The sequence below is a fragment of the Flavonifractor sp. An100 genome (assembly GCF_002161175.1).
Classification (GTDB): Bacteria; Bacillota; Clostridia; order Oscillospirales; family Oscillospiraceae; genus Lawsonibacter.
Genome location: NZ_NFMA01000019.1, coordinates 1 through 21,154, shown reverse-complemented (window position 1 = coordinate 21,154; position 21,154 = coordinate 1). Strand labels below are relative to the sequence as shown.

Below are 21,154 nucleotides of genomic sequence, written 5' to 3'. Positions count from 1 at the left end.
TTATGCCTCCTTTTGACTGTCCCCGCGTTTTGCTCCAACTAGGGCGGCTGGGGCTTTTTTCTTGCGACTATTCTTGTACTGGGACTTGATACGGGGATCTACAAAGGCATAGAGAATGTCCACCAGCAGATTCACCACAGAGAATGCAAAGGCAATGAACAGCACGCCGCCTTGCACCATGGGATAATTCTTCACATTGATAGCGTCCACCATTAGCTTTCCAATGCCTGGGATGGAGAAAATGGACTCCGCCAAAATTGCGCCGCCCAACATGGTGCCAAAGGAGATGCCCACAACTGTGATAATGGGGATTAGAGCATTTCGCAGGGCATGGCGGAACACGATCACGATCTCTTTTTGCCCCTTAGCTCTGGCGGTGGTAATGTAATCCTGGCGAATTACCTCCAACATAGCCGAACGGGTCTGACGCATGATGGTGGCACTAGAGGCCATGCCTACGGTAAGCGTGGGCAAAATCCAATGCAGAGGAGTGTCAAAACCTGAAGGGGGCAGTACCTTTAGATTGACTGCAAAAATGATAATCAGCATCAGGCCTGTCCAGAAGTTAGGCATAGATACACCCGTCAATGCAATTACGGTGGCCAGCTTATCAAATATAGAGTACTGCTTCACTGCCGCAATTACGCCAGCCACCACACCTACAATGGTTGCAAATGCCACACTTAGTACCGCCAGCGTCAGAGTGGCTGGGATACGGTCCATGATCTCAATGGTCACCGACTGCTTTGTCGTATAGGATTTTCCAAAGTCAAATTTGGTGACGATGTCCTTAATGTAGTTGAAATACCGCACTAGGAAGGGATCATTTAACCCTAATTCCTCCTCCAACGCCTGGATGTTTTCCTCCGTTGCATCCATGCCCAACATATACTCCGCCGGATTACCGGGGGTAAAATATAATAGGCTGAAAATAATGAAAGAAACCCCCAACAAGACTGGAATCAGTGCAACAATTCTTTTTAAGATGTATCTTATCATAGCTTGCTCCCCATCCGAAAAATCTTATCCACCGTTGATTCAGGGTCTGGCAATGATTTCGTCCACCAATTTTTCCATGTAATCCAAGGAATCCTCGGTCATCTTCTTTCCGATCTCATAAGTGGCCTTTCTGGCATCACCCAAAGCGCCATTCAGAGAGGCATCGTTTTTCCAGCTCCAGGCCGCTCCACCTTTTACAAAAGAGTCGTGCGTAAGCATGCTGTCCTGCATGATCCCGGGCACCCGGTTTTCCCGCACCAGTTCGGGGCACAGGTAGAGGCAGGAGGAAGTTTCCACTTCGCAGGCATGGCCGATGAGCTTCGGCAGCCCAGTCAGTCCGCCTAGAGAGATTTCAGAGCCAACCGCAGACCAGTAGGCATCCACCCCGTGGAGCTGCTTGAGATTGATAATCGCTCCCTCCAAAGCAGGGAAGTTGCCCCCATGAGCATTGAGGAAGAGGATCTTGCGGATGCCGTGCTTGGCAATGGAAACGCCAATGTCCTCCAGCAGATGCATCATTGTCTCCACCCGCAAAGTTACAGTGCCAGGGAAATCCATATGGTGCAGGGATAGTCCGTAGGTAACACAGGGGAACACCACAACCTTATTGCCGCAGCGCTCCGCCAACTTCTCCGCATAGGAGGCAGCCCGGGCTGCATCGGTGGCAAAGGTGGTGTTGGGTCCGTGCTGCTCACAAGACCCTACAGGGACCAGAGCCAGCTTGATGTTCTTCATTTGCTCGTCGAGTTCAGGCCAAGTCATCTTTCCAATTACAAGTTTTTCCATGGTTATACATCCTCTCTCTTCCGTATTATAATTCGTCCGCACTTTTCAAGGTCTCGTTAAGAAGGAGCTGCTGCCCTTCTCCCAAATCGTGTTCAAAAATCAGTTTCTGTTCTTTGGGATGATAAAATATGCGGAGTGGGACAGCCCACTCCGCATATTGTTTGTGTCGTTACTCCGTCACGACTACTCCGGCAAAGGAGGGGATATCGCCGGGATCGCAATAGAAGTTCTGCACCTTATCCGTAATGACGTAGTTGACCATTTTGTTCGCCACACCGATCATATAGCACTGGTCGTAGATGTACTGCTGAAGCTCAGCGTACACAGCGGCGCGCTCTGTCTCATCATAGGTGGCGTTGCCCTTATCCAAGAGCTCGTCAATATGGGTGTCATTGGGCCGCAGGAAGCCGTCACTTCTGGTGTCAAAGTCAGCCAGGGCATGGCCAGGATCGCCGGTAGAGTAAGTAGCAGCCATGATAACAATCTGGTTATCGCCCCGGCGGCCGCTGGCAATGACTTCGGAGGTAGAGGCGGTAACGATCTCAGCGGTAACGCCGATCTCTTTCCACATGTTCTGGGCAATAACTCCGATGTTCTGTTGCTCAGAGCTGTTGGGCAGGTTCAAAGTCAGGGTCAGTCCATCGGGATAACCTGCCTCGGCCAGCAGCTGCTTGGCCTGCTCAACGTTATATTCATGGGCTCCCTGAGACGTATAGGCAAAAATGGTGCTGGGCATGACACTCTCCGCAGGAGAAGCATATTCGCCGTACACAGAGGGGACCAAGGACTCCAGGTCCAGGGCTAAGGATAGGGCCTGACGCACTTTGACGTTACTCAGGATCTCGTCGTCCATGCTGAATCCAATGTAGGACATGCCATAGCTGTCGCCGCTGACCACTTGCAGACCGTCAGTGGCAGCCAGCCGCTCCAGGTCGCTGGTATCGGGATCCAGGACGATATCGGCATTACCAGACTCAATCTCCAGAGCACGGTTGGCGGTCTCGGTGATAAACTTCAGAGTCAGGGTGCTGTAAGCGGGCTTCTCACCCCAATAGTTGTCGTTGCGCTTGAGGGTTATACTGGTACCGGTAGTCCAGTTGTCAAACACAAAAGGACCAGTACCCACAGGGGAACGGCCAAACTGGTCGTCACCCATCTCCTCTACCGCCTTCTTAGAGACAATCTCTCCGCGGGTGGAAGCTAAGTAATTGAATACTGCAGCAAAGGGATTGTAAGTAGCCACATCCACCTCCAACTCGCTGACCACTTTGGTATTCTCTGGATCGAAAGCGGCAAAGATGGCAGCGCTAGAGGGCTTCTCAGTCGCCCGCTGGATGGAAAATACTACGTCCTCAGCAGTCAGTTTCTCGCCGTTGTGGAAGTAGACATCATCCCGGAGCTTGAAGCGGATGGTGGTATCATCGATCTGCTCCCAGCTCTCAGCCAGACAGGGAACAATGTTGCCTTCCTGGTCCTTCGTCACTAGGGTCTCAAAAATCTGAACCTGTGTAGTCATGGCTACCAGCTCGGTATTCCCATGAGGATCGATGTTGGAGGGCTCGGCCTTCAATACAGCCACAACCTCATCCTTTACACCGCCGGTACCACCACTACTGGAGGAGCCAGAGGCGCTGCTCTCGCTTCCGGAGGAGCTGCCGCAGCCGGAGAACAGCGTGATGGAAAGAGCGGCCGTCAGGCACAATGCAAGAATCCTTGTTTTACCAGTTCGCTTTTTCATTTTCATTCTCCTTTTCTCTGTTTAATGTTGTAATGATCTATTTACAGCCAGTGAGCCTGATCCCAGAGCTTCAGTTCCTGGCCAAGACCCTGTTTGAGTGCCTCCTCATAGAGAGTATAGCCCCAGGAAACATCCTCCACCGGCAGTCCGCCAGAGATAAAGAGGATCTTTTCCTCGTCGGAAACACGGGGAGCAACCTTACCCACAGCCACATCGCTCAGGCTGATCATATCCTCTTCCTTCACTGCGCCGGCCTGGAGCAGCTTGAAAATCTGGTAGCTGGGTGCCCAATCCCGGGTACTCTCAATTCCATCGGGATGCATTCTGCCCTCTTCGTACCAAACGCTGTGCATGGGCCAGTAGTCAAAGACCACCCGGTTGTTCTGCCAGCACTGGTCAGAGATCTCCGCGTGTCCTGTGGCGGTGAATAGACAGCCGGGCTTCAGCCACGCCTCGTCTATAACCACGGGTACGGGACCAGCGGCGGCCACGCTGATCACATCGGAGTCCACTACCGACTCCTTCAGATCCGAACAGATGACCATCTCCAGTCCGGGGAACTCCGGAGCAAGCTCCTCGGCAAACGCCTTTGCGCTCTCCTCCCGAATATCATAGAGGTACAGGCGCTTGGCCTGGGGCATATTTACCAGAATACCTCTGGCGCAGGCCCGGCTGATCACGCCGCAGCCAATCACGCCCAAAGACTGGGCATCTTTCCGGGCCAGATACTTGGTAGCCACACCGGGGACGCTTCCGGTACGCATGGCGCTGAGGAGGTTAGCGGACATGATGGCCAAAGGCTCTCCCGTGACCGGATCATTCAAACCCACCAGCAGGATGGAACGCGGCAATCCCCGTTCCTTGGGGTTGGAGACGTTGGAGCCGTACCACTTCACGCCGCAGCAATTATATCGCCCGCCGATATAGGCCGGCATGGCCATGTATCGACGGTCAGGACCTGCCAGAGGCATGTTGGGGAAAGGAGACTGCTTCGGATACCAAAGCATACAGCCATGGCTGCTCTGATTATAGCCGCCCATGACAAAATCGCCTGTGCCGAGAAGCTTAAAGGTATCATCCATCACTTCTACACAATGTGCCACATCCAGCACACCGGCCTTCATCATGTCGGCTTCAGATAAAAATCTGAACTCCACTTTTTTTCTTTCCATTACTAGTACGCCTCCTATTTCACACTTATTTAAATGCGTCTACAATGTGCTTAAGCCCTTCCTCTAAGTAAAAGCGAGGAACCCCAATGTTTAAGCGCATAAACTGCCCGTACCCTTGTCCGTACTCCACGCCAGGGTTCAACGCTACCTGAGCGACATTGATCATCCGGGACTCTAGTTCCTGATCAGAAAGACCAAATGCGGAAAAATCCAGCCACATCAAATATGTACCTTCCGGAATATAGGCTCCTATCTGAGGCAGATACTCCCGCAGGTACTCCACGGTGAAGCGGGCACTTTCCTCCAGATAAGCGTTAAGCTCATTTAGCCACTCCGCCCCATGCCGATAAGCAGCCTTTGTAGCCTCATAAGCAAATAAATTAGGGTAGAGATGAAGACAATCAATTGCTTCTTGGACTTTCTTTTTGATATTAGGTTCCTTCACCAGAATCGTGGAGGATTTCAAGCCTGCAATATTAAACGTTTTGCTCGGAGCGGAGATCGCGATTGCTTCGGGGCAAACATTCAAAATTGGAATATGAGTATGGCCTGAAAATACAATATCCCCATGGATCTCATCAGACACCAACAAAACATTATACTTTCGACAAAGTTGAGTTACTTGTTCCAATTCCTCTTTCGTCCAGACGCGACCCACAGGATTATGGGGACTACACATAAGATATAGGCTAGCGCCATGACGAAATTTTTCTTCCAGGTCTGCAAAGTCAATGATGTATTTCCCATCTTTCTGAATCAAAGGAGAAAGAACCAATTGCCGGTTCATATCCTTGATAACTTGAAAAAAGGGCGTGTACACCGGGGGATTAATAACTACTTTATCCTCTTCCTTGGTAACTTTTAGCAATAAAGCTGCAATCGCAGTCACAACTCCAGGTACAGGGATGATTTCATCTTTCTCCAGGTCCAAGCCGTGACGGGTTTTGTTCCAGGCGATCACACTATTAAAATAGTCTTGACCGGCAAAAGTATATCCAAATGTCTGCCCTTCGGTGCTGCGCTTAGACAGCGCTTCCACAATTTCCGGAAGAACAGGAAAATCCATATCCGCTACCCAGAACGGCATTAAATCATCACGACCAAAATCTCGCTTTAATGCGTCCCATTTTGTGGAATCACTTCCTCTACGCTGGAGCAAGCTATCGAAATTATACAAACGTGTCCCTCCTATTTTCTCCTTAAATGTTAGCAGCTAAAATATCTTTACTATTATCTATCACATTTTCTCTAATATGTCAATGCATTAAAGTGCAAATATTAAGATTATTACATATATTGCGTTTATTTTTTGTTTGTTTTGCCTATTCAATTTCTTAATGACTAATAAATAAATTTTTTAGATATTTACCTTTAATGGAAAGGCTTACCTGCTTTATCTTATAACTGCTGAAACATCACACCACAGGAATTTAACCTTTTAGAAAAAAATGGAGGCATCTGCAAACGTTGCAGATGCCTCCATTCCGGTATATAAAATTGGTTTTCTTATTCTCCCTATGCCAAGCTGACTTTTTATTCTGGTTATCCCTCTCCGTAACGGGCCAGGAACTGACGGGTACGCTCCTGGGTGGGATATTCAATGACCTGCCGGGCATTTCCCTGTTCCACGATGATTCCCCGGTCCATAAAAATCACCTCGTCGGCCACATCCCGGGCAAAGGCCATCTCATGGGTGACGATGATCATCGTGGTCTTCTGCTCCGCTAGAGATCGAATTACCTTGAGCACCTCTCCCGTCAACTCCGGGTCCAGGGCAGAGGTAGGTTCATCAAAGCACAGGATATCCGGATGGAGCGCCAGAGCCCGGGCGATGGCCACCCGTTGCTGCTGACCGCCGGAGAGCTGCTTGGGATAGTGATGAGCTCGCTGGGAAAGCCCCATCTTGTTCAGCAGTTCCAATCCCTCAGCCTCAATTCCCTCCAGAATCTGTTTTTTATTTTGTTTAAAATCCGGCCGTTCCTGGCTGAGAAGTTCCTTGGCCAGAGTGACGTTCTTCAAAGCGGTGTACTGCGGGAAGAGGTTGAAGGACTGAAACACCAGTCCGAAGTGAAGTCTCTTCTTCCGCACCTCGCTCTCCCGCTGGGTAGAGGGATCGGCAGCGTCAAAGATCACATTGCCGTTCACGGCAATGGTGCCGCTGTCCGGCGTCTCCAAAAAATTCAGGCACCGCAGAAGAGTGGTCTTACCGGAACCGGAGGAGCCGATAATGGCCAGCGCCTGCCCCTGTTCCAAATTAAAACTGATATCCTCCAGCACCCGGGTCTCGCCAAAGTGCTTTTCGATGTGATTTACCTCTAAAATGGGCATGTCCATTCCCCCTTACACCTGGAAGTAATCCAGCTTCTTTTCCAGCCGTCCCAGCACCATGGTCACAATAGCGCTGAAGGCCAGATAATATACCGCCGTAAACATCAGCGGCCACCACAGGCCGGAAATCCCCTGATTTCCCTTCATGAAGGACTCTGCCGCCCAAATGACCTCCTGAAGGGCAATTGCCCGGGCCAGAGAGGTATCCTTCACCAGAGTGATAATTTCATTGGACATAGGGGGAACGATACGTTTGACCATTTGAAGCAGAGTGACTTTGAAAAAGATCTGTCCCTTGGTCATGCCCAGCACCAACCCAGCCTCACTCTGACCCGCCGGGACCCCTTGAATCCCGCCCCGGTAAATTTCGGAGAAATAAAAGGCGTAGTTAATGATAAAGGCCACGCACACCGCTGCCATCCGTCCCACCTCGCCCCGGGGCCAGGGGTTGCCGCCCTCCAGCACCAGGCCGGGGACATAGAACAGGGCAATGATCTGCAAAATCAGAGGGGTACCCCGAACGATCCAAACCAGGAAACGGGTGACCAGGCTGATGGGCCGGAAGGCGATGAGCATGCGGGCCATCCGGCCAGGCTCCTGCCCCCGCCGAAACAGCACCCACCGGGTCAACCGGGCCAGAGGTGCCCAGCGGTTCATGGAGCCAAACGCGATTACCAGCCCTAAAGGCAGCGCTCCAATCAGGGTAACAAAAAACAGTTCCAGGGTCACTACAAACCCCTTGTTCAGCGCCGTCAGCACCGTCTGGGTCACCGACGATTGAAAAAACTCGATCATAGGGAGTCGTCCTCTCTGTCCGTGTTAATCAGAACATACCGTTCAAAAGCAGAGGGCGTACCCGCCCTCTGCTTTTTGTTGATTGGGTCCACGCGTCTTAGTCCAGGACAACGGCGTCCTGCAGGCCGTAAGTGGTGGCCACCTCCAGCACGGTGCCGTCAGCTACCTTCTCTGCCCAGAACTGGTTGAAGGCATCCACCAGATCAGAGCCCTTGCGGAAGCCCACACCGTAGAACTCGGACTCCTCCGCTCTCAAATCATTCAGGTTGAGGCTGTAGGCCAGATTGGCATAGCTGGTGCCCTCCCCCGTCATCTCAGCAGCCATGAGCACATCGATGACAGCGGCGTCAGAGGTGCCGGAGGCCACCTCCATCAGGGTGTTGGCCTGGGACTGCACCGGCACAGTAGTGGCCCCCAACTCCTGGGCAGCCTTCTCGCCGGCAGAACCGGACTCCACGGCGATATTCAGGCCCTCCAGAGAGGTCAGCCCCTCAAAGTCAGCCGCTTTGTCAGCCGGGAAGACCAGAGTTTGGTAGTTGGTGCAGTAGGGCTCCGAAGTTCCCATGGCAGCCAGCACTTCGTCCGTGAGGGTCATGCCGTTCCACACACAGTCGATCGTCTTGGACTCCAACTCCTGTACTTTATAGTCCCAGGTGATCTCCTGGAACTCCACCGCCACACCCAGGCTTTCCGCAAACAGCTTGGCCATGTCGGCATCAAATCCAATCCATTCGTCGCTGCCCTCTTCCTTATAATCCAAGGGAGCAAAATTGGTAATGCCCACATACAGAGTGCCCTGGTCCTTCACCGCTTGGACATCCGCAATGGTATCCTCCTGCTCCCCCTGAGAAGAGGCGCTTCCAGCACTCTGGCTGCCTCCACTCTGGGAGGCGGAGCTGGAACCGGCTGCTGAACTGCTTCCGCTCTGGCTTCCGCTTCCGCAGGCCGCCAGCGACAGACACATGGCAAGAGCCAGTGCCATTGACAACATCTTCTTCATGCTATGTATCCTCCAAACATTCATTCCGGGGACTGTATTTTGCCCCGTTGCACTTTCGCATTTTAGCACGCTAATGTAATATTGTAAAGGGGATTTCTCCATTTTCTCCTCTTTTGCCGTTTTCACCAAGTTACCCCCTCTATTTCTGTTCATACCACACGAAATTTAGTGAAATGCAGGCGGGCCGGGTGCCCGCAGTCTACCGAAGATGTCCTGCCAGCGAATCAGCTCATATGGGCTGATTTCCCCATTGACAGCGCGTCTCCGGAGCTTCACAAGCACCCGGCCCTATTGCCGTCCCACATCAATCAGAAGTGGGTGACTTTGCCCCCGGACGGGACACTTACTTCATGCCGTTCTCGTAGGCCTCGATCATCTTCTTGACCATCTGGCCACCCACAGAACCGGCCTGGCGGCTGGTCAGGTCGCCGTTATAGCCCTGCTTCAGGTTGACGCCAACCTCGCTGGCGGCCTCCATCTTGAACTTATTCATAGCCTCACGGGCGTTGGGAACCACGATCTTATTGCTGCCATTGCTGTTAGACATGATGTGTCTCTCCTTTAATCAACTGTTTTTGTCTTTGGATTTTGTTTGGATGGAACATCCGCTTCTATCTTTGCCCGGATTCAATCTTCTATGCGTTTCGACCCTTTCCTATTTTTTCTAATGAAACCTCCCTTTCAAAATGATAAGCTTAAAATTTTTGTGAGGCTATTGACAAACAAAATCCTGTTGCATATACTAGTCACATCAAAAGTTTTTGATGTGAGGTGGGCAGATGAGCAGCTTCCAGGAGGATGCCAAAGTGTTCAAAGCGCTGTGCGATCCAAAACGCCTGGCCATTTTAGAGCAATTGCGCAGCGGTGAGAAATGTGCCTGCGTCCTGCAGGAACCAATGGATCTGACCCAGTCCGGGCTGTCCTACCACATGAAGATCCTGTGTGACTCTGGTATTGTAACCAGTCGGCAAGAAGGCAAATGGACCCATTACCGTTTGAATGCGTCCGGCGGTGCTTGGGCTCTGGAACGGTTACGGGCTATTCTTACACCGAATACCAACCAAGATGATTCCTGTCCTTCCTGCAGCAAATAAACGCCATCCCATTGTTGATGGCGTTTCTCTTCGATAAAAAGATCAAAAATTTTTGATCTATTCTCCACTTCAGGCAAAGTGAGGTTTCTTTCATGGGCATCTGGCAATTCTTTCAAGACGAAATCTTAGGAATGAAATGGCTAAACGAGTTAATTGGAACCGTTCTATCTATGTTAGGACTGGACATCAGCGGACGGCTTGGCGGCAGCGTTCAGTTTTTTCTCTATGATGTGATCAAGATCACAGTCCTTCTGTGCTTTCTGATTTTTGTCATTTCCTATATCCAAAGCTACTTCCCACCTGAGCGCAGCAAGAAGATTTTAGGCCGCTTCCATGGGATCGGTGTAAATATCATCTCGGCCCTGTTGGGGACAGTGACGCCGTTTTGTTCCTGCTCTTCGATTCCGTTATTCATTGGCTTTACCAGCGCAGGGCTGCCTTTGGGGGTCACGTTCTCATTTCTGATTTCCTCTCCCATGGTTGATTTGGGCAGTCTGGTACTGCTGATGAGCATTTTTGGCGCGAAGGTCGCAGTGATCTATGTATTGGTCGGATTGGCAATTGCCGTTGTAGGCGGCACAATCATCGAAAAGCTGCACATGGAAAAGCACGTGGAAGGTTTTATCCTTTCCGCCACAAGCGTTGATATTGAATCACCCACGTTGACCAAAGCGGAGCGGGTGAAGTATGCCAAGGAGCAGGTTTCTTCCACATTCAAAAAAGTGTTCCCATACATTCTGGTAGGTGTGGGCATCGGTGCAGTGATTCATAATTGGATCCCAGCCCATTGGGTGGAAGCTGTTTTGGGCAGCAATAACCCCTTTGGCGTGATTTTGGCCACGCTGGTGGGCATCCCTATGTATGCGGATATTTTCGGCACAATCCCGGTGGCTGAGGCCCTTCTTGCAAAAGGCGCACAGCTTGGCACCATTTTGGCCTTTATGATGGCAGTTACTACGCTGAGCTTGCCATCCATGATCATGCTGCGGAAAGCCGTCAAGCCGAAGCTGCTGACGTTGTTTATTGGTATCTGCACGGTTGGGATTATCCTAGTCGGCTATTTATTTAATATCTTCCAATTTGCTTTTATTTAAATTCAGGAGGTATGAATCATGGGATTTTTTAGCAAGCACAAAAAAGAAGAAAAACCTTCCTGCTGCTGCGGCAGCTGCACACCGGAAACTATGGCACAGGCAGAAGCCGGCAAAGCCTCCAACGGCGTGAAAGTGCTGGGCTCCGGCTGCGCCAAATGCAATTCCTTGGAGCAGGCCACCCAGGCGGCACTGGCGGAGCTGGGCATGGAGACCGCAATTGACCATGTGACCGATTTTGCACAGATTGCCGCTTATGGAGTGATGACTACTCCGGCGCTGGTGGTGGACGGGAAGGTCGTGTCCTATGGCAAGGTTTTGAGCAAGGACGAGGCCAAGGCACTGATCCAGAAGGTACGGGGGTAACCGATGTCACAAAAGCCAAAGGTAGCCTTCGTCTGTGTCCACAATTCTTGCCGCAGTCAGATTGCAGAAGCCCTGGGCAAGCTGTTGGCCGGAGATTCCTTCGACAGCTATTCCGCAGGAACGGAGACCAAACCACAAATCAACCAGGATGCCGTGCGACTGATGAAGCAGCTTTACCATGTGGATATGGAGCAGAAACAACACAGTAAACTGTTGACTGCCATTCCTCCGGTTGACATCGTGATCACCATGGGTTGCAATGTCCCCTGTCCGTCGTTGCCCTGCCGATACCGGGAGGACTGGGGGCTGGATGATCCAACCGGCAAGGAAGACGAATGTTTTTTAGAGGTAATCCGCAGAATTGAGAATAAAATTCTCGATTTGAAATACCGAGTGGATAACGGGCATTTTCAGTCATTGAAATGAACGAAAAAATGACCTGCACCCGCATTTTTCCGCGCAACCATGCACTTTAGCGATGAAAGCAGGCAAGTACCAAAGGTACTTGCCTGCTTTCTTTTCAGAACATATGATCATTCCAGACGCTTGGGGGGAGAAATTACTTCTTGGCGTCGGGATAGGTGTACCAGCCCTTGCCGGTCTTGCGGCCCAGTTCGCCCTTCTTTACCTTCTCAATGACCAGGGGGCTGGGCTTATCGTTCTCGTCGCCGCTCTCAGCATAGCGGTCCCGGCGGACATAGTAGTTCACATCCAGGCCGGTCATATCCATCAGGCGGAAGGGACCCATGGGATAACCCAGACCCTTCTCGCAGGCGGTGTCGATATCTTCCACGGAAGCAATGCCCTTCTCCAGCAGCAGGCAGGCCTCGCGGGTGACAGCGGCGTTGATCCGGTTGGCCACGAAACCAGCGATCTCCTTGTTGATGATGATGGGGCACTTGCCGGTCTTCTCAGCAAAGGCCTTGGCCACTTCCACCGCCTCAGCGCTGGTGTGAGGACCGCGCACCACTTCCACCAGCTGCATCACCAGGGCGGGGTTAAAATAGTGCAGGTTCATCAGCCGCTCAGGATTCACGGTCACATCAGCCAGCTTGGAGCTGACCAGATTGGAGCTATTGGTGGCCAGAATGGTATCAGGCTTGCACACCTTGCTGACCTTTTCAAACAGCTCACGCTTGACCTTCAGGTCCTCGATCACGGCCTCGATAATGAAGTCAGCGTTCTCCGCACTCTTCTCTACGTCGCCGGAGAAGGTGAGGTTAGCCGCCACCTGGTCGGCCTCCTCCTGAGTCAGGCGCCCCTTCTTCACACGGCCGGCCAGATAGTCCGCCGCCCAAGCCTTCGCGCTCTCCACCGCCTGGGGGAAGGAGTCGGCCACCGTTACCTTGTAGCCCTCTTTCCGGCCGTTCATGGCGGTATTCATGGCGATCTGACGGCCCATGGCGCCAGCGCCCAGTACAGTTACATTCTTGACGTCTTCGATTTTCATAGCAATTGCCTTCCTTTTCTTATTTATCGTTGATGCGCTCAATGACAGTGGCCATGGACTGACCGCCGCCAATGCACAGGGTAGCCAGACCATAACGGCCGCCAGTGCGCTGCAGGTTGTGCAGCAGGGTCACAATCAGGCGGGTGCCGGTGCAGCCCAGAGGATGGCCCAGGGCGATGGCGCCGCCATTGATATTCACCTTCGCGGGATCCAGATTCAGGTCCCGGATGCAGGCAACGGACTGGGAGGCAAAGGCCTCGTTGAGCTCCACCAGATCGATTTGGTTCAGATCCATACCCAGCTTATCCATCAGCTTCCGGGTGGCAATCACCGGTCCGTAGCCCATGATGGCCGGCTCCAGAGCCGCACGGGTGATGCCCACAATGCGGGCCCAGGGCTTCAGGCCAGTCTTCTGGACCATCTTCTCGGACATCAGCACCAGAGCAGAGGCGCCGTCGTTCAGGCCGCAGGAGTTGCCGGCGGTAACTGTACCGTCGGGCTTGACGATGGGCTTGAGCTTGGAGAGCACCTCCACCGTGGTCTCCGGACGGGGGAACTCATCGGTATCAAACACGAAGCTTTTTTTCTTCTCCTTTACCTCAACGGGGAGGATCTCCGCCTTAAAGTATCCGGCAGCAATGGCAGCAGCCGCCCGGCGCTGGCTCTCCACCGCAAACTCATTCTGCTGCTGAGCGGTGATGTTGAAGCGCTCGGCCACATTCTCAGCGGTGCGGGGCATGCTCATGGTGGGACCATACAGGCTGTAAGGCTGGGCAGTGGTTCCGGCCTCGATATTGGAGTCCACTAAGGTGTTCTTATTGCCACCCCAACGGCTGCCCCGCAGATAGATGGGAGCCCGGCTCATATTCTCGGTGCCGCCGGCCACAATCACATTGGCCTCGTCCAGCCACATCTCGTGGCAGGCACTCATAACTGCCTGCATGGAGGAGGCGCACAGCCGGTTGACCGTGTAGCCAGGCACGCTCTCGGGAAGTCCAGCTTCCAGCAGAGCGCAGCGGGCGATATTAGAGGCCTCCGTGCTCTGCCGCACTTCACCCAGAATCACCTCATCCACCATGTCATCCGACACTCCGGAGCGCTTGAGCGCTTCCCGAATCACCAGAGCCCCCAAGGTATGAGCGGGCACACTTTTCAGAGAACCTCCGTACTTGCCAATGGCGGTGCGCACACCGCTCATAATGTATACATTTTCCATGCTTGGAAACTCCTTTCAACCCTTATACTCTTTACTCATTCCGGTAGCCCAAACTGGGCTTACCAGGAAATTATAAAGCAATTTTCATGCCATCTTTTTATTCCCTTGATTTTCCGTGCTTTTTCCCCTCTCTCATCCTACTCTCCCCCCTGTCTAACCCGTTTTTTCTCCCTCACTCCCCTGTTGCTCCCCTTTTTCCCCATTTCCTCCGATTCACCCCCATGTAGTGCGCAACTGTGCACCTGGCCGTTCTGTGCAAAGTGTGCACATTTGCGCAGTTTTTTCCGCTTCTTCGGTTCATACCTCTCCGTCCGTTTTCTGTTTTCCCCCCGGAACCGACACGGAAACGGCACATCCTCCCTCCTGGCCCCCTTCTTTCCCCATTTACAGGTTTCCCGCTCTTTTGGAATGCTTTTTTAAAAGTTGGTACGTCTCTTGCTTGTATATTATGGTCAGGTACAGCAGCCGCCCCCTGGAGAGGCGGCCGGTACGTTATGGAGAGGAGTGTCCATACACCATGAAATTTGAAAACATTCTCTATGAGGTAAAGGACGGTATCCTGTACCTCACCCTCAACCGCCCCGACGTGCGCAACGCCCTCAGCCCCGAAATGTGGAGGGACATCCAGACTGCTGTGCAGCAGGCCAAAACGGATGACGACGTGCGGGTGATCATCGTCTCCGGCAACGGCGGCAAGGCTTTGGCCAGCGGCGCCGACATCCGTGAGATCCACGACCGTGACTACCTGAAGATGCTGGAGGCCACCGCTTCCGTCTCTCTGAAGGCTCTGGAAGATCTCTACAAGCCCGTGATCTGCGCGGTCAACGGCTACGCCCTGGGCGGCGGCTGTGAGCTGGCTATGGCCTGCGACATCCGCATTGCCACCAAGCGTTCCAAGTTCGGTCAGCCCGAAGTGGGCCTGGGCATCATGCCCGGCGCCGGCGGCACCCAGCGTCTGGCCCGCCTGGTCGGCCCCGGCAAGGCCAAGGAGCTTATCTTCACCGGCCGCATCATCTCTGCGGAAGAGGCTGCCTCCATTGGTCTGGTCAACCAGGTCACCGAGGACGACCCCGAGGCCCTGATGAAGGCCGCCGAGGATATGGCCCGTCAGATCATGTCCAAGGGCCCCATGGCCGTGAACCTGGCCAAGATCTCCATCAACCTGGGTCTGGAGACGGACATCAACACCGGGTTAATGATCGAGCGTCTGGCCCAGACCATCGCCTTCAGCACCCAGGACCGCAAAGAGGGCACCGCCGCCTTCCTGGAGAAGCGGCCTGCAAACTTCAAGGGCTGCTAACGTTCCTGTGAACTCCCTTCCCCGTTGGAAGGTCTAAAATTTTGTACTGTTTTATTTTTAGGAGGAATTGATTATGAAGCCATTGGACGGTATCCGCGTTGTCGATATGTCCACCATGCTGGCCGGCCCCATGACTGGCCGTATCCTGGCTGAGTGGGGCGCTGACGTGATCAAGGTTGAGACCATGAACGGCGACGCCTGGCGTAAGCAGGCCGGCACCACCATGTCCCCCTGCACCAAGGACGCCAACCCCAACTTCGATATGCAGAACCTGAACAAGCGCTTTGTCGCCCTGAATATGCGCACCCCCGAGGGCCACGAGGCCATTTTGAAGCTCATCGCCCAGGCCGACGTGCTGGTCACCAACTACCGCGTCCAGGCTCTGGAAGGCATGGGCCTGTCTTACGAGCAGCTCAAGGACAAGTTCCCCCGCCTGATTCACGCCTCCGTCCTGGGCTATGGTTCTGAGGGCCCCGACAAGGATCGCCCCGGCTATGACTACACCGCCTTCTTCTCCCGCAGCGGCCTGATGGCTGACCTGTCTCCTGCCGGCGCCGGTCCTCTGGTTCCCATCGGCGGCGTAGGCGATCACAGCGTGGCCGTGGCCCTGGCCGGCGGTATTGCTGCCGCTCTGTTCCGCCGTGAGCGTACCGGTCTGGGTGACAAGGTCGACGTCTCCCTGCTCCAGTCCGCCACCTTCATCGGCTGCACCGGCGTTCTGAACGGCTTCAACGGCCGCAAGCTCCCCCGCGACCGTTACGACTGCGGCCACGCCGGCAGCAACACCTATCAGGGCTCCGACGGCGAGTGGTTCTACCTGGCCGTTATCGATTACCGCCGCTTCCCCGAGTTCTGTGAGGTCATCGGCATGCCCGAGATCGCCACGGATCCCCGCTTCTGCACTGCCGACGTCTACTACAAGAACAAGGCCGAGCTGACCCGGATCTTTGACGCCAAGTTCGCCGAGCACCCCGTCTCCTACTGGCATGAGCTGCTGGAGAAGCACGACCTGCCCCACGAGATCCTCCGTCACTTCAAGGACGTGCCCAACGATCCTCAGGTGCTGGAGAACCACTACATCTATCACTACGAGTACAGCGACGGCACCAAGACCATCTTCTCCAACGGCCCCGTCCACTTTGGTTCCATCGACCCCAATACTATCCCCTGCAAGATCTCCGGACCCATCGGCCGGGATACTGCCGAGGTTCTGGAGGAGCTGGGCTACACCAAGGAGCAGATCCAGTCTATGTACGACAATCAGCAGATCCGCTGATCGTTCCACATTTTCGCCGAAACCATCTATTCTATCAATAAAAAAAGGAGAGCGATTCACATGAGCGAACCCATTACGGCTCCCGCCGCTGGGACTCCCGCCGACGCCGCGGCCGCTCCGGCCCCCAAGCCCAAGCGTCCCAAGCCCAAGTCCATGATCATGCTCAATGAGCAAACTGCCACCCTGTTTGAGAATGCCCGTCTGGCCAAGGAGAGGGGCGAGAAGGTGGGCTGGTCCGCCTCCATCTTCCCCCAGGAAATCGCAGAGACCCTAGGCTTGAACATTCTGTACCCCGAAAACCACTCTGCCGGTATCGCTGCCCGTCACCAGGCCGATCCCTTCCTGCAGGAATGCGAGGGCCCTCTGGGCTATTCCAACGACCTGTGCGCTTACGCCAAGGTCAACCTGGCCTATGCCTCCGTCCTGAACGGTGAGAGCTCCGTGGAGCTGCCCGACGGCGGCAAGATGGTGGCCCCCGATTTCCTGCTGCTGACCAACAACATCTGCAACCAGCTGACCAAGTGGTATGAGAACCTGGCCCGCCAGCTGAACATTCCCATCTTCTTCATCGACACCTGCTACAATCCCTGGGATCACGTGACTGAGAGCCGCGTGCGCTATGTCCGTGCCCAGATCGACCAACTCATCAAGGACCTGTGCGAGTTTACCGGCAAGACCTGGGATGAGGAGCGGTTCAAGGAAGTTATGGAAATCTCCCAGCGCAACAGTCACCTGTGGGAGCGCGCCAACGATCTGATGTACCACAAGCCCGCACCTCTGGGCGGCTTCGACTTCTTCAACTACATGTCCGCCATGGTGTGCAACCGCGGCAAGACCTCCTCCACTGCTATTCTGGAGCAGCTCAACGCCGAGATCGAGGAGCACATCAAGAATGGCACCTCCACCTTCCCCACCGAGGAGCAGTATCGTGTCTCCTGGGACGGCATTGCCTGCTGGCCCTATCTGACTCACAACCTGCGCACCCTGAAGAAGTATGGCGTCAACATGGTCGCTTCCAGCTACGGCCGTGCCTGGGCTATTGAGTACGAAGATCTGGATGGCATGGCCCGCGCCTACTGCTTCGCTTCTACCAATGGCGACAACGCCACCACCATGCTCTCCCGCCGTATGGAGGCTCTCACCGCCATGGGCTGCGAGGGAACCATCTACCACGTCAACCGCAGCTGCAAGGTTATGGACTGCCAGATGATGGAGGTCCAGCGCCAGCTCTCCGAGCGGGCCGGTGTCCCCTTCACCTCCTTCGACGGCGACCAGGCTGACTACCGTAACTACAGTGAGGCTCAGTTCGAGACCCGAATCCAGGGCCTGGTGGAAGTCATGAAGCAAAACAAGGAGGCGAAATCCAATGGCTGATCTGAAGGAAAACCTGGCCCTGCTGAAGGCCGCTTGTGATAATCCCCGTGCCCGTCTGGATCACTATCTCAGCCAGGGGAAAAAGGTAGTGGGCTGCTTTGCCCCCTATGCCCCCGAAGAGCTGATCCACGCCTGCGGCATGATCCCCATGGGACTGTGGGGCGGCCGCACCGAGCTGAAGCTGGTTAAGAGCTATCTGCCCGCTTTCGCCTGCCCCATCATGCAGTCGGATATGGAGCTGGGTCTCCGGGGCGCTTATGAGGGCCTGTCCGCCGTCATCATCCCCGCTATCTGCGACACCCTGCGCTGCATGACTCAGAACTGGCGCTTTGGCGTCACTTCTATCCCCATGATCCCCATCGTCTATCCCCAGAACCGCACCTCCCCCGCCAGCGTGGACTATCTCATCAGCGAGTATGAGACCGTTCTGACCATGCTCTACACCATCACTGGCAACATGATGACCGAGAAGGCCCTGTGCGCCGCCATCGACATCTACAATGAGCACAACAAGGCCATGCGGGAGTTCGATCAGGTGGCCAACAACCACCTGGACATCGTCACCCCCAAGGTCCGCCACTGTGTCCATAAGAGCGCCTTCTTCTATGAGAAGAGCGAGCACACCGCCATTCTGAAGGAGATCATCGAGGAGCTGAAGAAGCTGCCCGCTCACAACTTCACCGGCAAGAAGGTGGTGCTGGCCGGCATCACCTGCGAGCCCGATGACCTGCTGGATATCTTCGAGGAGTATAACATGGCTGTTGTCGCTGACGACCTGGCTCAGGAGTCCCGTCAGTACCGCACCGACACCCCTGAAAAGGGCGGCGGCGGCCTGAAGCGCCTGGCCCTGCAGTGGAACAACCGCTACGGCTGCAGCCTGATCCACGAGCTGGGCAAGCCCAGAGGCGCCATGCTCACCAAAATGTGCCAGGAGAACGGCGCCCAGGGCGTGGTCTCCTGCATGATGAAGTTCTGCGACCCCGAGGAGTACGATCAGCCCTATTATGAGGCGGACCTGCGCAAGGCCGGTATCCCCTACGTGACCATCGATATCGACCAGCAGAATACCAGCTATGAGCAGATTCGTACCCGTCTGCAGACCTTCTGCGAGATGATTTGATTTTTGGCCCGTTCCGGGGTCGTTTCATCCGCAATCCGTTACCTTTTCCCGCCGCACTGCCCCTTTTGGGGCAGTGCGGCGAATTATTTCTGGACAGAACCCCTTTCTTTGATATATACTGAGAGTGATGATAAAATAGCATATCAGGAAGGAAGTGCTGTTGCGTATGCTCTATGTTTTTTTACCCATCATAGCGGCTGTATCCGGTGTCCTGCAGTCCGTGACCGGATTCGGTTCTGCGATTCTTCTGATGGTTTTTCTTCCCAATTTTTTTGATATGCTCCAGGCCCCTGCCATTGCCTCCTCCATCACCTTCGGCCTTTCCTCCACAATGGCATGGAAATTTCGGAAAGAACTGAACTGGAAACTGGTTCTTCTCCCCGCGGTCTGCTATGAAATCGGCAGCATTATCGTGTTAAACATTGCCGCCGGCTTGGACCTTCACCTGTTGGGTCTCGCCTTTGGCATTTTCCTGATCCTTCTCGCCCTCTATTTTCTGTTGTTTTCCTCCCGGGTGACCGTCTCGGCCACCCCCGTCAGCGCCTCGCTCTGCTCCTTTTTTTCCGGCATCTGCAGCGGGCTGTTCGGAATCGGCGGGCCTCTATTGGCGATGTATTTTCTTGCCGCGACCCAAAGAAAGCAACAGTACGCCGCCAATCTCCAGTTTGTCTTCGCTCTGACAACCTCCATCAATCTGATCATACGGATACAAAAGGGGTTTTATACCTTGTCCTTTCTCCCCGTCACCATCATAGGGTTCTTGGGCATCACCGTGGGAAAACAGATTGGTCTGCGAATCCTGGACAAGATCAACATCTCTCTGCTGCGGCGACTGGTATACGCTCTGGTGGGGATTTCCGGAATCCTCACCGTGTGGGAACACCTGTAACCCCTTAAATTAAAAATTGGAACGGGCCTGACTGAATCCAGTCAGGCCCGTTCCATTAGGAAGGTATTCTTTAAAAGGAGGGCATCCAAATGTGGAAGGCAACATCGGAGAGACTCCTTTTAAATATGGAACTACATCATGAATACAGCCGCTATCGTTGCAATAATCAAGCCGCTCATGACCGGTACAAAGTTTTTCCGCACCAGCTCCGCCGAAGATACTCCGGCCACGCCAGCGCTGGCCACTGCACCAAAGGCCCACGCGCTCAAACATCCTCCGCCTACCCAGATGGCGGATACCTGACCCAAGGCAGCCAAGGTGGCTACATCGTAGCCCAGAGGGCCACCCAGAGCAGCTGCTAGCCCGGCTACCAGGGGAACACCCGAGAAACCAGATCCGTCAAGACCCGTAATTCCACCGATGATCGCAATGCCCAGAGCCAGAGCTACTGCATTCATGGGAAGCACTTCACCCATGGCGCTGCCTAGATCAAACAGGAAGCCAGGCGCTCCCTCGCCCAAAATAGAGGGGCTGCTCTCCGGGTTACCCAGGAAGAAGAAGGCCGCAATGGGACTAACTGCTGCAAAAATCTTAATGGAGAACAGCATACCTGCCTTTAAATATTCCACAATTTTCTCCAAGAAGTCTTTTTTACAGTCCACAATACAGGCCAATACCAAAACCATGGTTGCCGCACCGCCCAGAAGATCTGTACCCCCTCACTTTTTCTCTATAACGGGTAAAGATTACACCAGCTTCTGAGCAAAGACGCCGGTCAGACCGTCCTTCTCCACTTTAGCCTTGATAGCGGGAATATCGGTGGAGTACAGGCCCAGCTCCTTCATACGGGTGAAGTAGACCGAACCGGAGAAGGTATACTTCTTGCGCATGCCCTCGTCAGTCTCCATCTGCTCGTTGACATAGGCGATAGCGTCACCGATGGCCAGATCGGTGGGCAGCTCCAGCAGCTCCTTGCCCAGAGCCCAGCGCACCGCGTTGTGGCCAGCCAGAGTACCGGTGACAATGGCCTCGGTGTGACCAACCAGCAGGCCGGCCTTCTCACCGCCGCAGAACACGTTGTTCAGGCCCTTGACCTTCAGAGCGTTGTCGCGGGGGGCCAGAGCCATGTACCGCATGGAGTTGCCGATGGAGCCGGAATA

General features: G+C 54.1%; 22 protein-coding genes. 9 read left to right on the top strand and 13 right to left on the bottom strand.

The window, feature by feature from the left end; genetic code table 11:
* The 9 genes from nikB to B5E43_RS10740 all read right to left on the bottom strand — a co-directional run bounded on the left by nikB (position 1) and on the right by B5E43_RS10740 (position 9,365).
* Positions 1 to 999 carry a nickel ABC transporter permease gene (gene nikB, locus B5E43_RS10780; protein WP_087396609.1) on the bottom strand — a complete coding sequence of 333 codons (999 nt, stop codon included), beginning with the start codon at positions 997 to 999 and terminating at the stop codon, positions 1 to 3.
* A gap of 39 nt (positions 1,000 to 1,038) precedes the next feature.
* Positions 1,039 to 1,785 carry a creatininase family protein gene (locus B5E43_RS10775; RefSeq protein ID WP_087396608.1) on the bottom strand — a complete coding sequence of 249 codons (747 nt, stop codon included), beginning with the start codon at positions 1,783 to 1,785 and terminating at the stop codon, positions 1,039 to 1,041.
* 169 nt (positions 1,786 to 1,954) lie between these two features.
* Positions 1,955 to 3,523 (bottom strand): ABC transporter substrate-binding protein, encoded by a 1,569-nt coding sequence (locus B5E43_RS10770; RefSeq protein ID WP_158099032.1) that lies wholly within the window; start codon positions 3,521 to 3,523, stop codon positions 1,955 to 1,957.
* A gap of 41 nt (positions 3,524 to 3,564) precedes the next feature.
* The gene (locus B5E43_RS10765) at positions 3,565 to 4,695 is read right to left on the bottom strand and encodes a tyramine oxidase subunit B (protein WP_087396604.1); all 1,131 of its coding nucleotides are present in this window, start codon (positions 4,693 to 4,695) and stop codon (positions 3,565 to 3,567) included.
* Between the two features lie 25 nt (positions 4,696 to 4,720).
* The gene (locus B5E43_RS10760; RefSeq protein WP_158099031.1) at positions 4,721 to 5,872 is read right to left on the bottom strand and encodes a MalY/PatB family protein; all 1,152 of its coding nucleotides are present in this window, start codon (positions 5,870 to 5,872) and stop codon (positions 4,721 to 4,723) included.
* Positions 5,873 to 6,237: 365 nt separating this feature from the next.
* Complete coding sequence (locus B5E43_RS10755) at positions 6,238 to 7,023, bottom strand: amino acid ABC transporter ATP-binding protein (protein ID WP_087396600.1); 786 nt, start codon at positions 7,021 to 7,023, stop codon at positions 6,238 to 6,240.
* Positions 7,024 to 7,035: 12 nt separating this feature from the next.
* On the bottom strand, positions 7,036 to 7,818 hold the full coding sequence (locus B5E43_RS10750) for an amino acid ABC transporter permease (RefSeq protein WP_087396598.1): 783 nt from the start codon (positions 7,816 to 7,818) through the stop codon (positions 7,036 to 7,038).
* A 97-nt stretch (positions 7,819 to 7,915) separates the two neighbouring features.
* Positions 7,916 to 8,818 carry a transporter substrate-binding domain-containing protein gene (locus B5E43_RS10745; protein WP_087396596.1) on the bottom strand — a complete coding sequence of 301 codons (903 nt, stop codon included), beginning with the start codon at positions 8,816 to 8,818 and terminating at the stop codon, positions 7,916 to 7,918.
* Between the two features lie 343 nt (positions 8,819 to 9,161).
* Complete coding sequence (locus B5E43_RS10740) at positions 9,162 to 9,365, bottom strand: alpha/beta-type small acid-soluble spore protein (RefSeq protein WP_087396595.1); 204 nt, start codon at positions 9,363 to 9,365, stop codon at positions 9,162 to 9,164.
* A 232-nt stretch (positions 9,366 to 9,597) separates the two neighbouring features.
* Here B5E43_RS10740 and B5E43_RS10735 point away from each other — a divergent pair, with 232 nt between their 5' ends.
* The 4 genes from B5E43_RS10735 (at position 9,598) to B5E43_RS10720 (ending at position 11,795) form a co-directional block, all read left to right on the top strand.
* The gene (locus B5E43_RS10735) at positions 9,598 to 9,912 is read left to right on the top strand and encodes a metalloregulator ArsR/SmtB family transcription factor (protein ID WP_087396592.1); all 315 of its coding nucleotides are present in this window, start codon (positions 9,598 to 9,600) and stop codon (positions 9,910 to 9,912) included.
* A gap of 92 nt (positions 9,913 to 10,004) precedes the next feature.
* Positions 10,005 to 11,006, top strand: a complete 1,002-nt coding sequence (locus B5E43_RS10730; RefSeq protein ID WP_087396591.1) for a permease — start codon at positions 10,005 to 10,007, stop codon at positions 11,004 to 11,006.
* A gap of 18 nt (positions 11,007 to 11,024) precedes the next feature.
* The gene (locus tag B5E43_RS10725) at positions 11,025 to 11,369 is read left to right on the top strand and encodes a thioredoxin family protein (protein ID WP_087396589.1); all 345 of its coding nucleotides are present in this window, start codon (positions 11,025 to 11,027) and stop codon (positions 11,367 to 11,369) included.
* Positions 11,370 to 11,372: 3 nt separating this feature from the next.
* Positions 11,373 to 11,795 carry an arsenate reductase ArsC gene (locus B5E43_RS10720; RefSeq protein WP_087396587.1) on the top strand — a complete coding sequence of 141 codons (423 nt, stop codon included), beginning with the start codon at positions 11,373 to 11,375 and terminating at the stop codon, positions 11,793 to 11,795.
* Positions 11,796 to 11,928: 133 nt separating this feature from the next.
* Here the strand turns inward: B5E43_RS10720 and B5E43_RS10715 are convergent, their stop codons facing one another.
* Positions 11,929 to 12,819, bottom strand: coding sequence for a 3-hydroxyacyl-CoA dehydrogenase family protein (locus tag B5E43_RS10715; protein WP_087396585.1), 891 nt, complete (start codon positions 12,817 to 12,819; stop codon positions 11,929 to 11,931).
* A gap of 19 nt (positions 12,820 to 12,838) precedes the next feature.
* Positions 12,839 to 14,035: a thiolase family protein gene (locus B5E43_RS10710; protein WP_087396584.1), complete on the bottom strand. Its 1,197-nt coding sequence runs from the start codon at positions 14,033 to 14,035 to the stop codon at positions 12,839 to 12,841.
* Between the two features lie 517 nt (positions 14,036 to 14,552).
* On the opposite strand from B5E43_RS10710, the gene B5E43_RS10700 reads away from it, so the two are divergent.
* The 5 genes from B5E43_RS10700 (at position 14,553) to B5E43_RS10680 (ending at position 19,994) form a co-directional block, all read left to right on the top strand.
* Positions 14,553 to 15,335 carry an enoyl-CoA hydratase-related protein gene (locus tag B5E43_RS10700; protein WP_087396581.1) on the top strand — a complete coding sequence of 261 codons (783 nt, stop codon included), beginning with the start codon at positions 14,553 to 14,555 and terminating at the stop codon, positions 15,333 to 15,335.
* 73 nt (positions 15,336 to 15,408) lie between these two features.
* The gene (locus B5E43_RS10695) at positions 15,409 to 16,611 is read left to right on the top strand and encodes a CaiB/BaiF CoA-transferase family protein (protein WP_087396579.1); all 1,203 of its coding nucleotides are present in this window, start codon (positions 15,409 to 15,411) and stop codon (positions 16,609 to 16,611) included.
* A 60-nt stretch (positions 16,612 to 16,671) separates the two neighbouring features.
* A complete protein-coding gene (locus B5E43_RS10690) occupies positions 16,672 to 17,985 on the top strand; it encodes a 2-hydroxyacyl-CoA dehydratase family protein (protein WP_242964808.1) in 1,314 nt (437 codons plus the stop codon).
* The gene (locus B5E43_RS10685; protein ID WP_087396576.1) at positions 17,978 to 19,105 is read left to right on the top strand and encodes a 2-hydroxyacyl-CoA dehydratase family protein; all 1,128 of its coding nucleotides are present in this window, start codon (positions 17,978 to 17,980) and stop codon (positions 19,103 to 19,105) included. The genes B5E43_RS10690 and B5E43_RS10685 overlap by 8 nt, the downstream gene beginning before the upstream one ends.
* A gap of 166 nt (positions 19,106 to 19,271) precedes the next feature.
* Complete coding sequence (locus tag B5E43_RS10680) at positions 19,272 to 19,994, top strand: sulfite exporter TauE/SafE family protein (protein ID WP_087396574.1); 723 nt, start codon at positions 19,272 to 19,274, stop codon at positions 19,992 to 19,994.
* Positions 19,995 to 20,125: 131 nt separating this feature from the next.
* On the opposite strand, the gene B5E43_RS10675 is transcribed toward B5E43_RS10680, so the two are convergent.
* Both B5E43_RS10675 and B5E43_RS10670 read right to left on the bottom strand, forming a co-directional pair.
* Entirely contained in the window at positions 20,126 to 20,656 is a 531-nt protein-coding gene (locus tag B5E43_RS10675; protein WP_143383000.1) for a hypothetical protein, read from the bottom strand.
* A gap of 84 nt (positions 20,657 to 20,740) precedes the next feature.
* Positions 20,741 to 21,154, bottom strand: a 414-nt coding sequence (locus B5E43_RS10670; protein ID WP_206406987.1) for an FAD-dependent oxidoreductase, incomplete at its 5' end; no start/stop codon positions are given.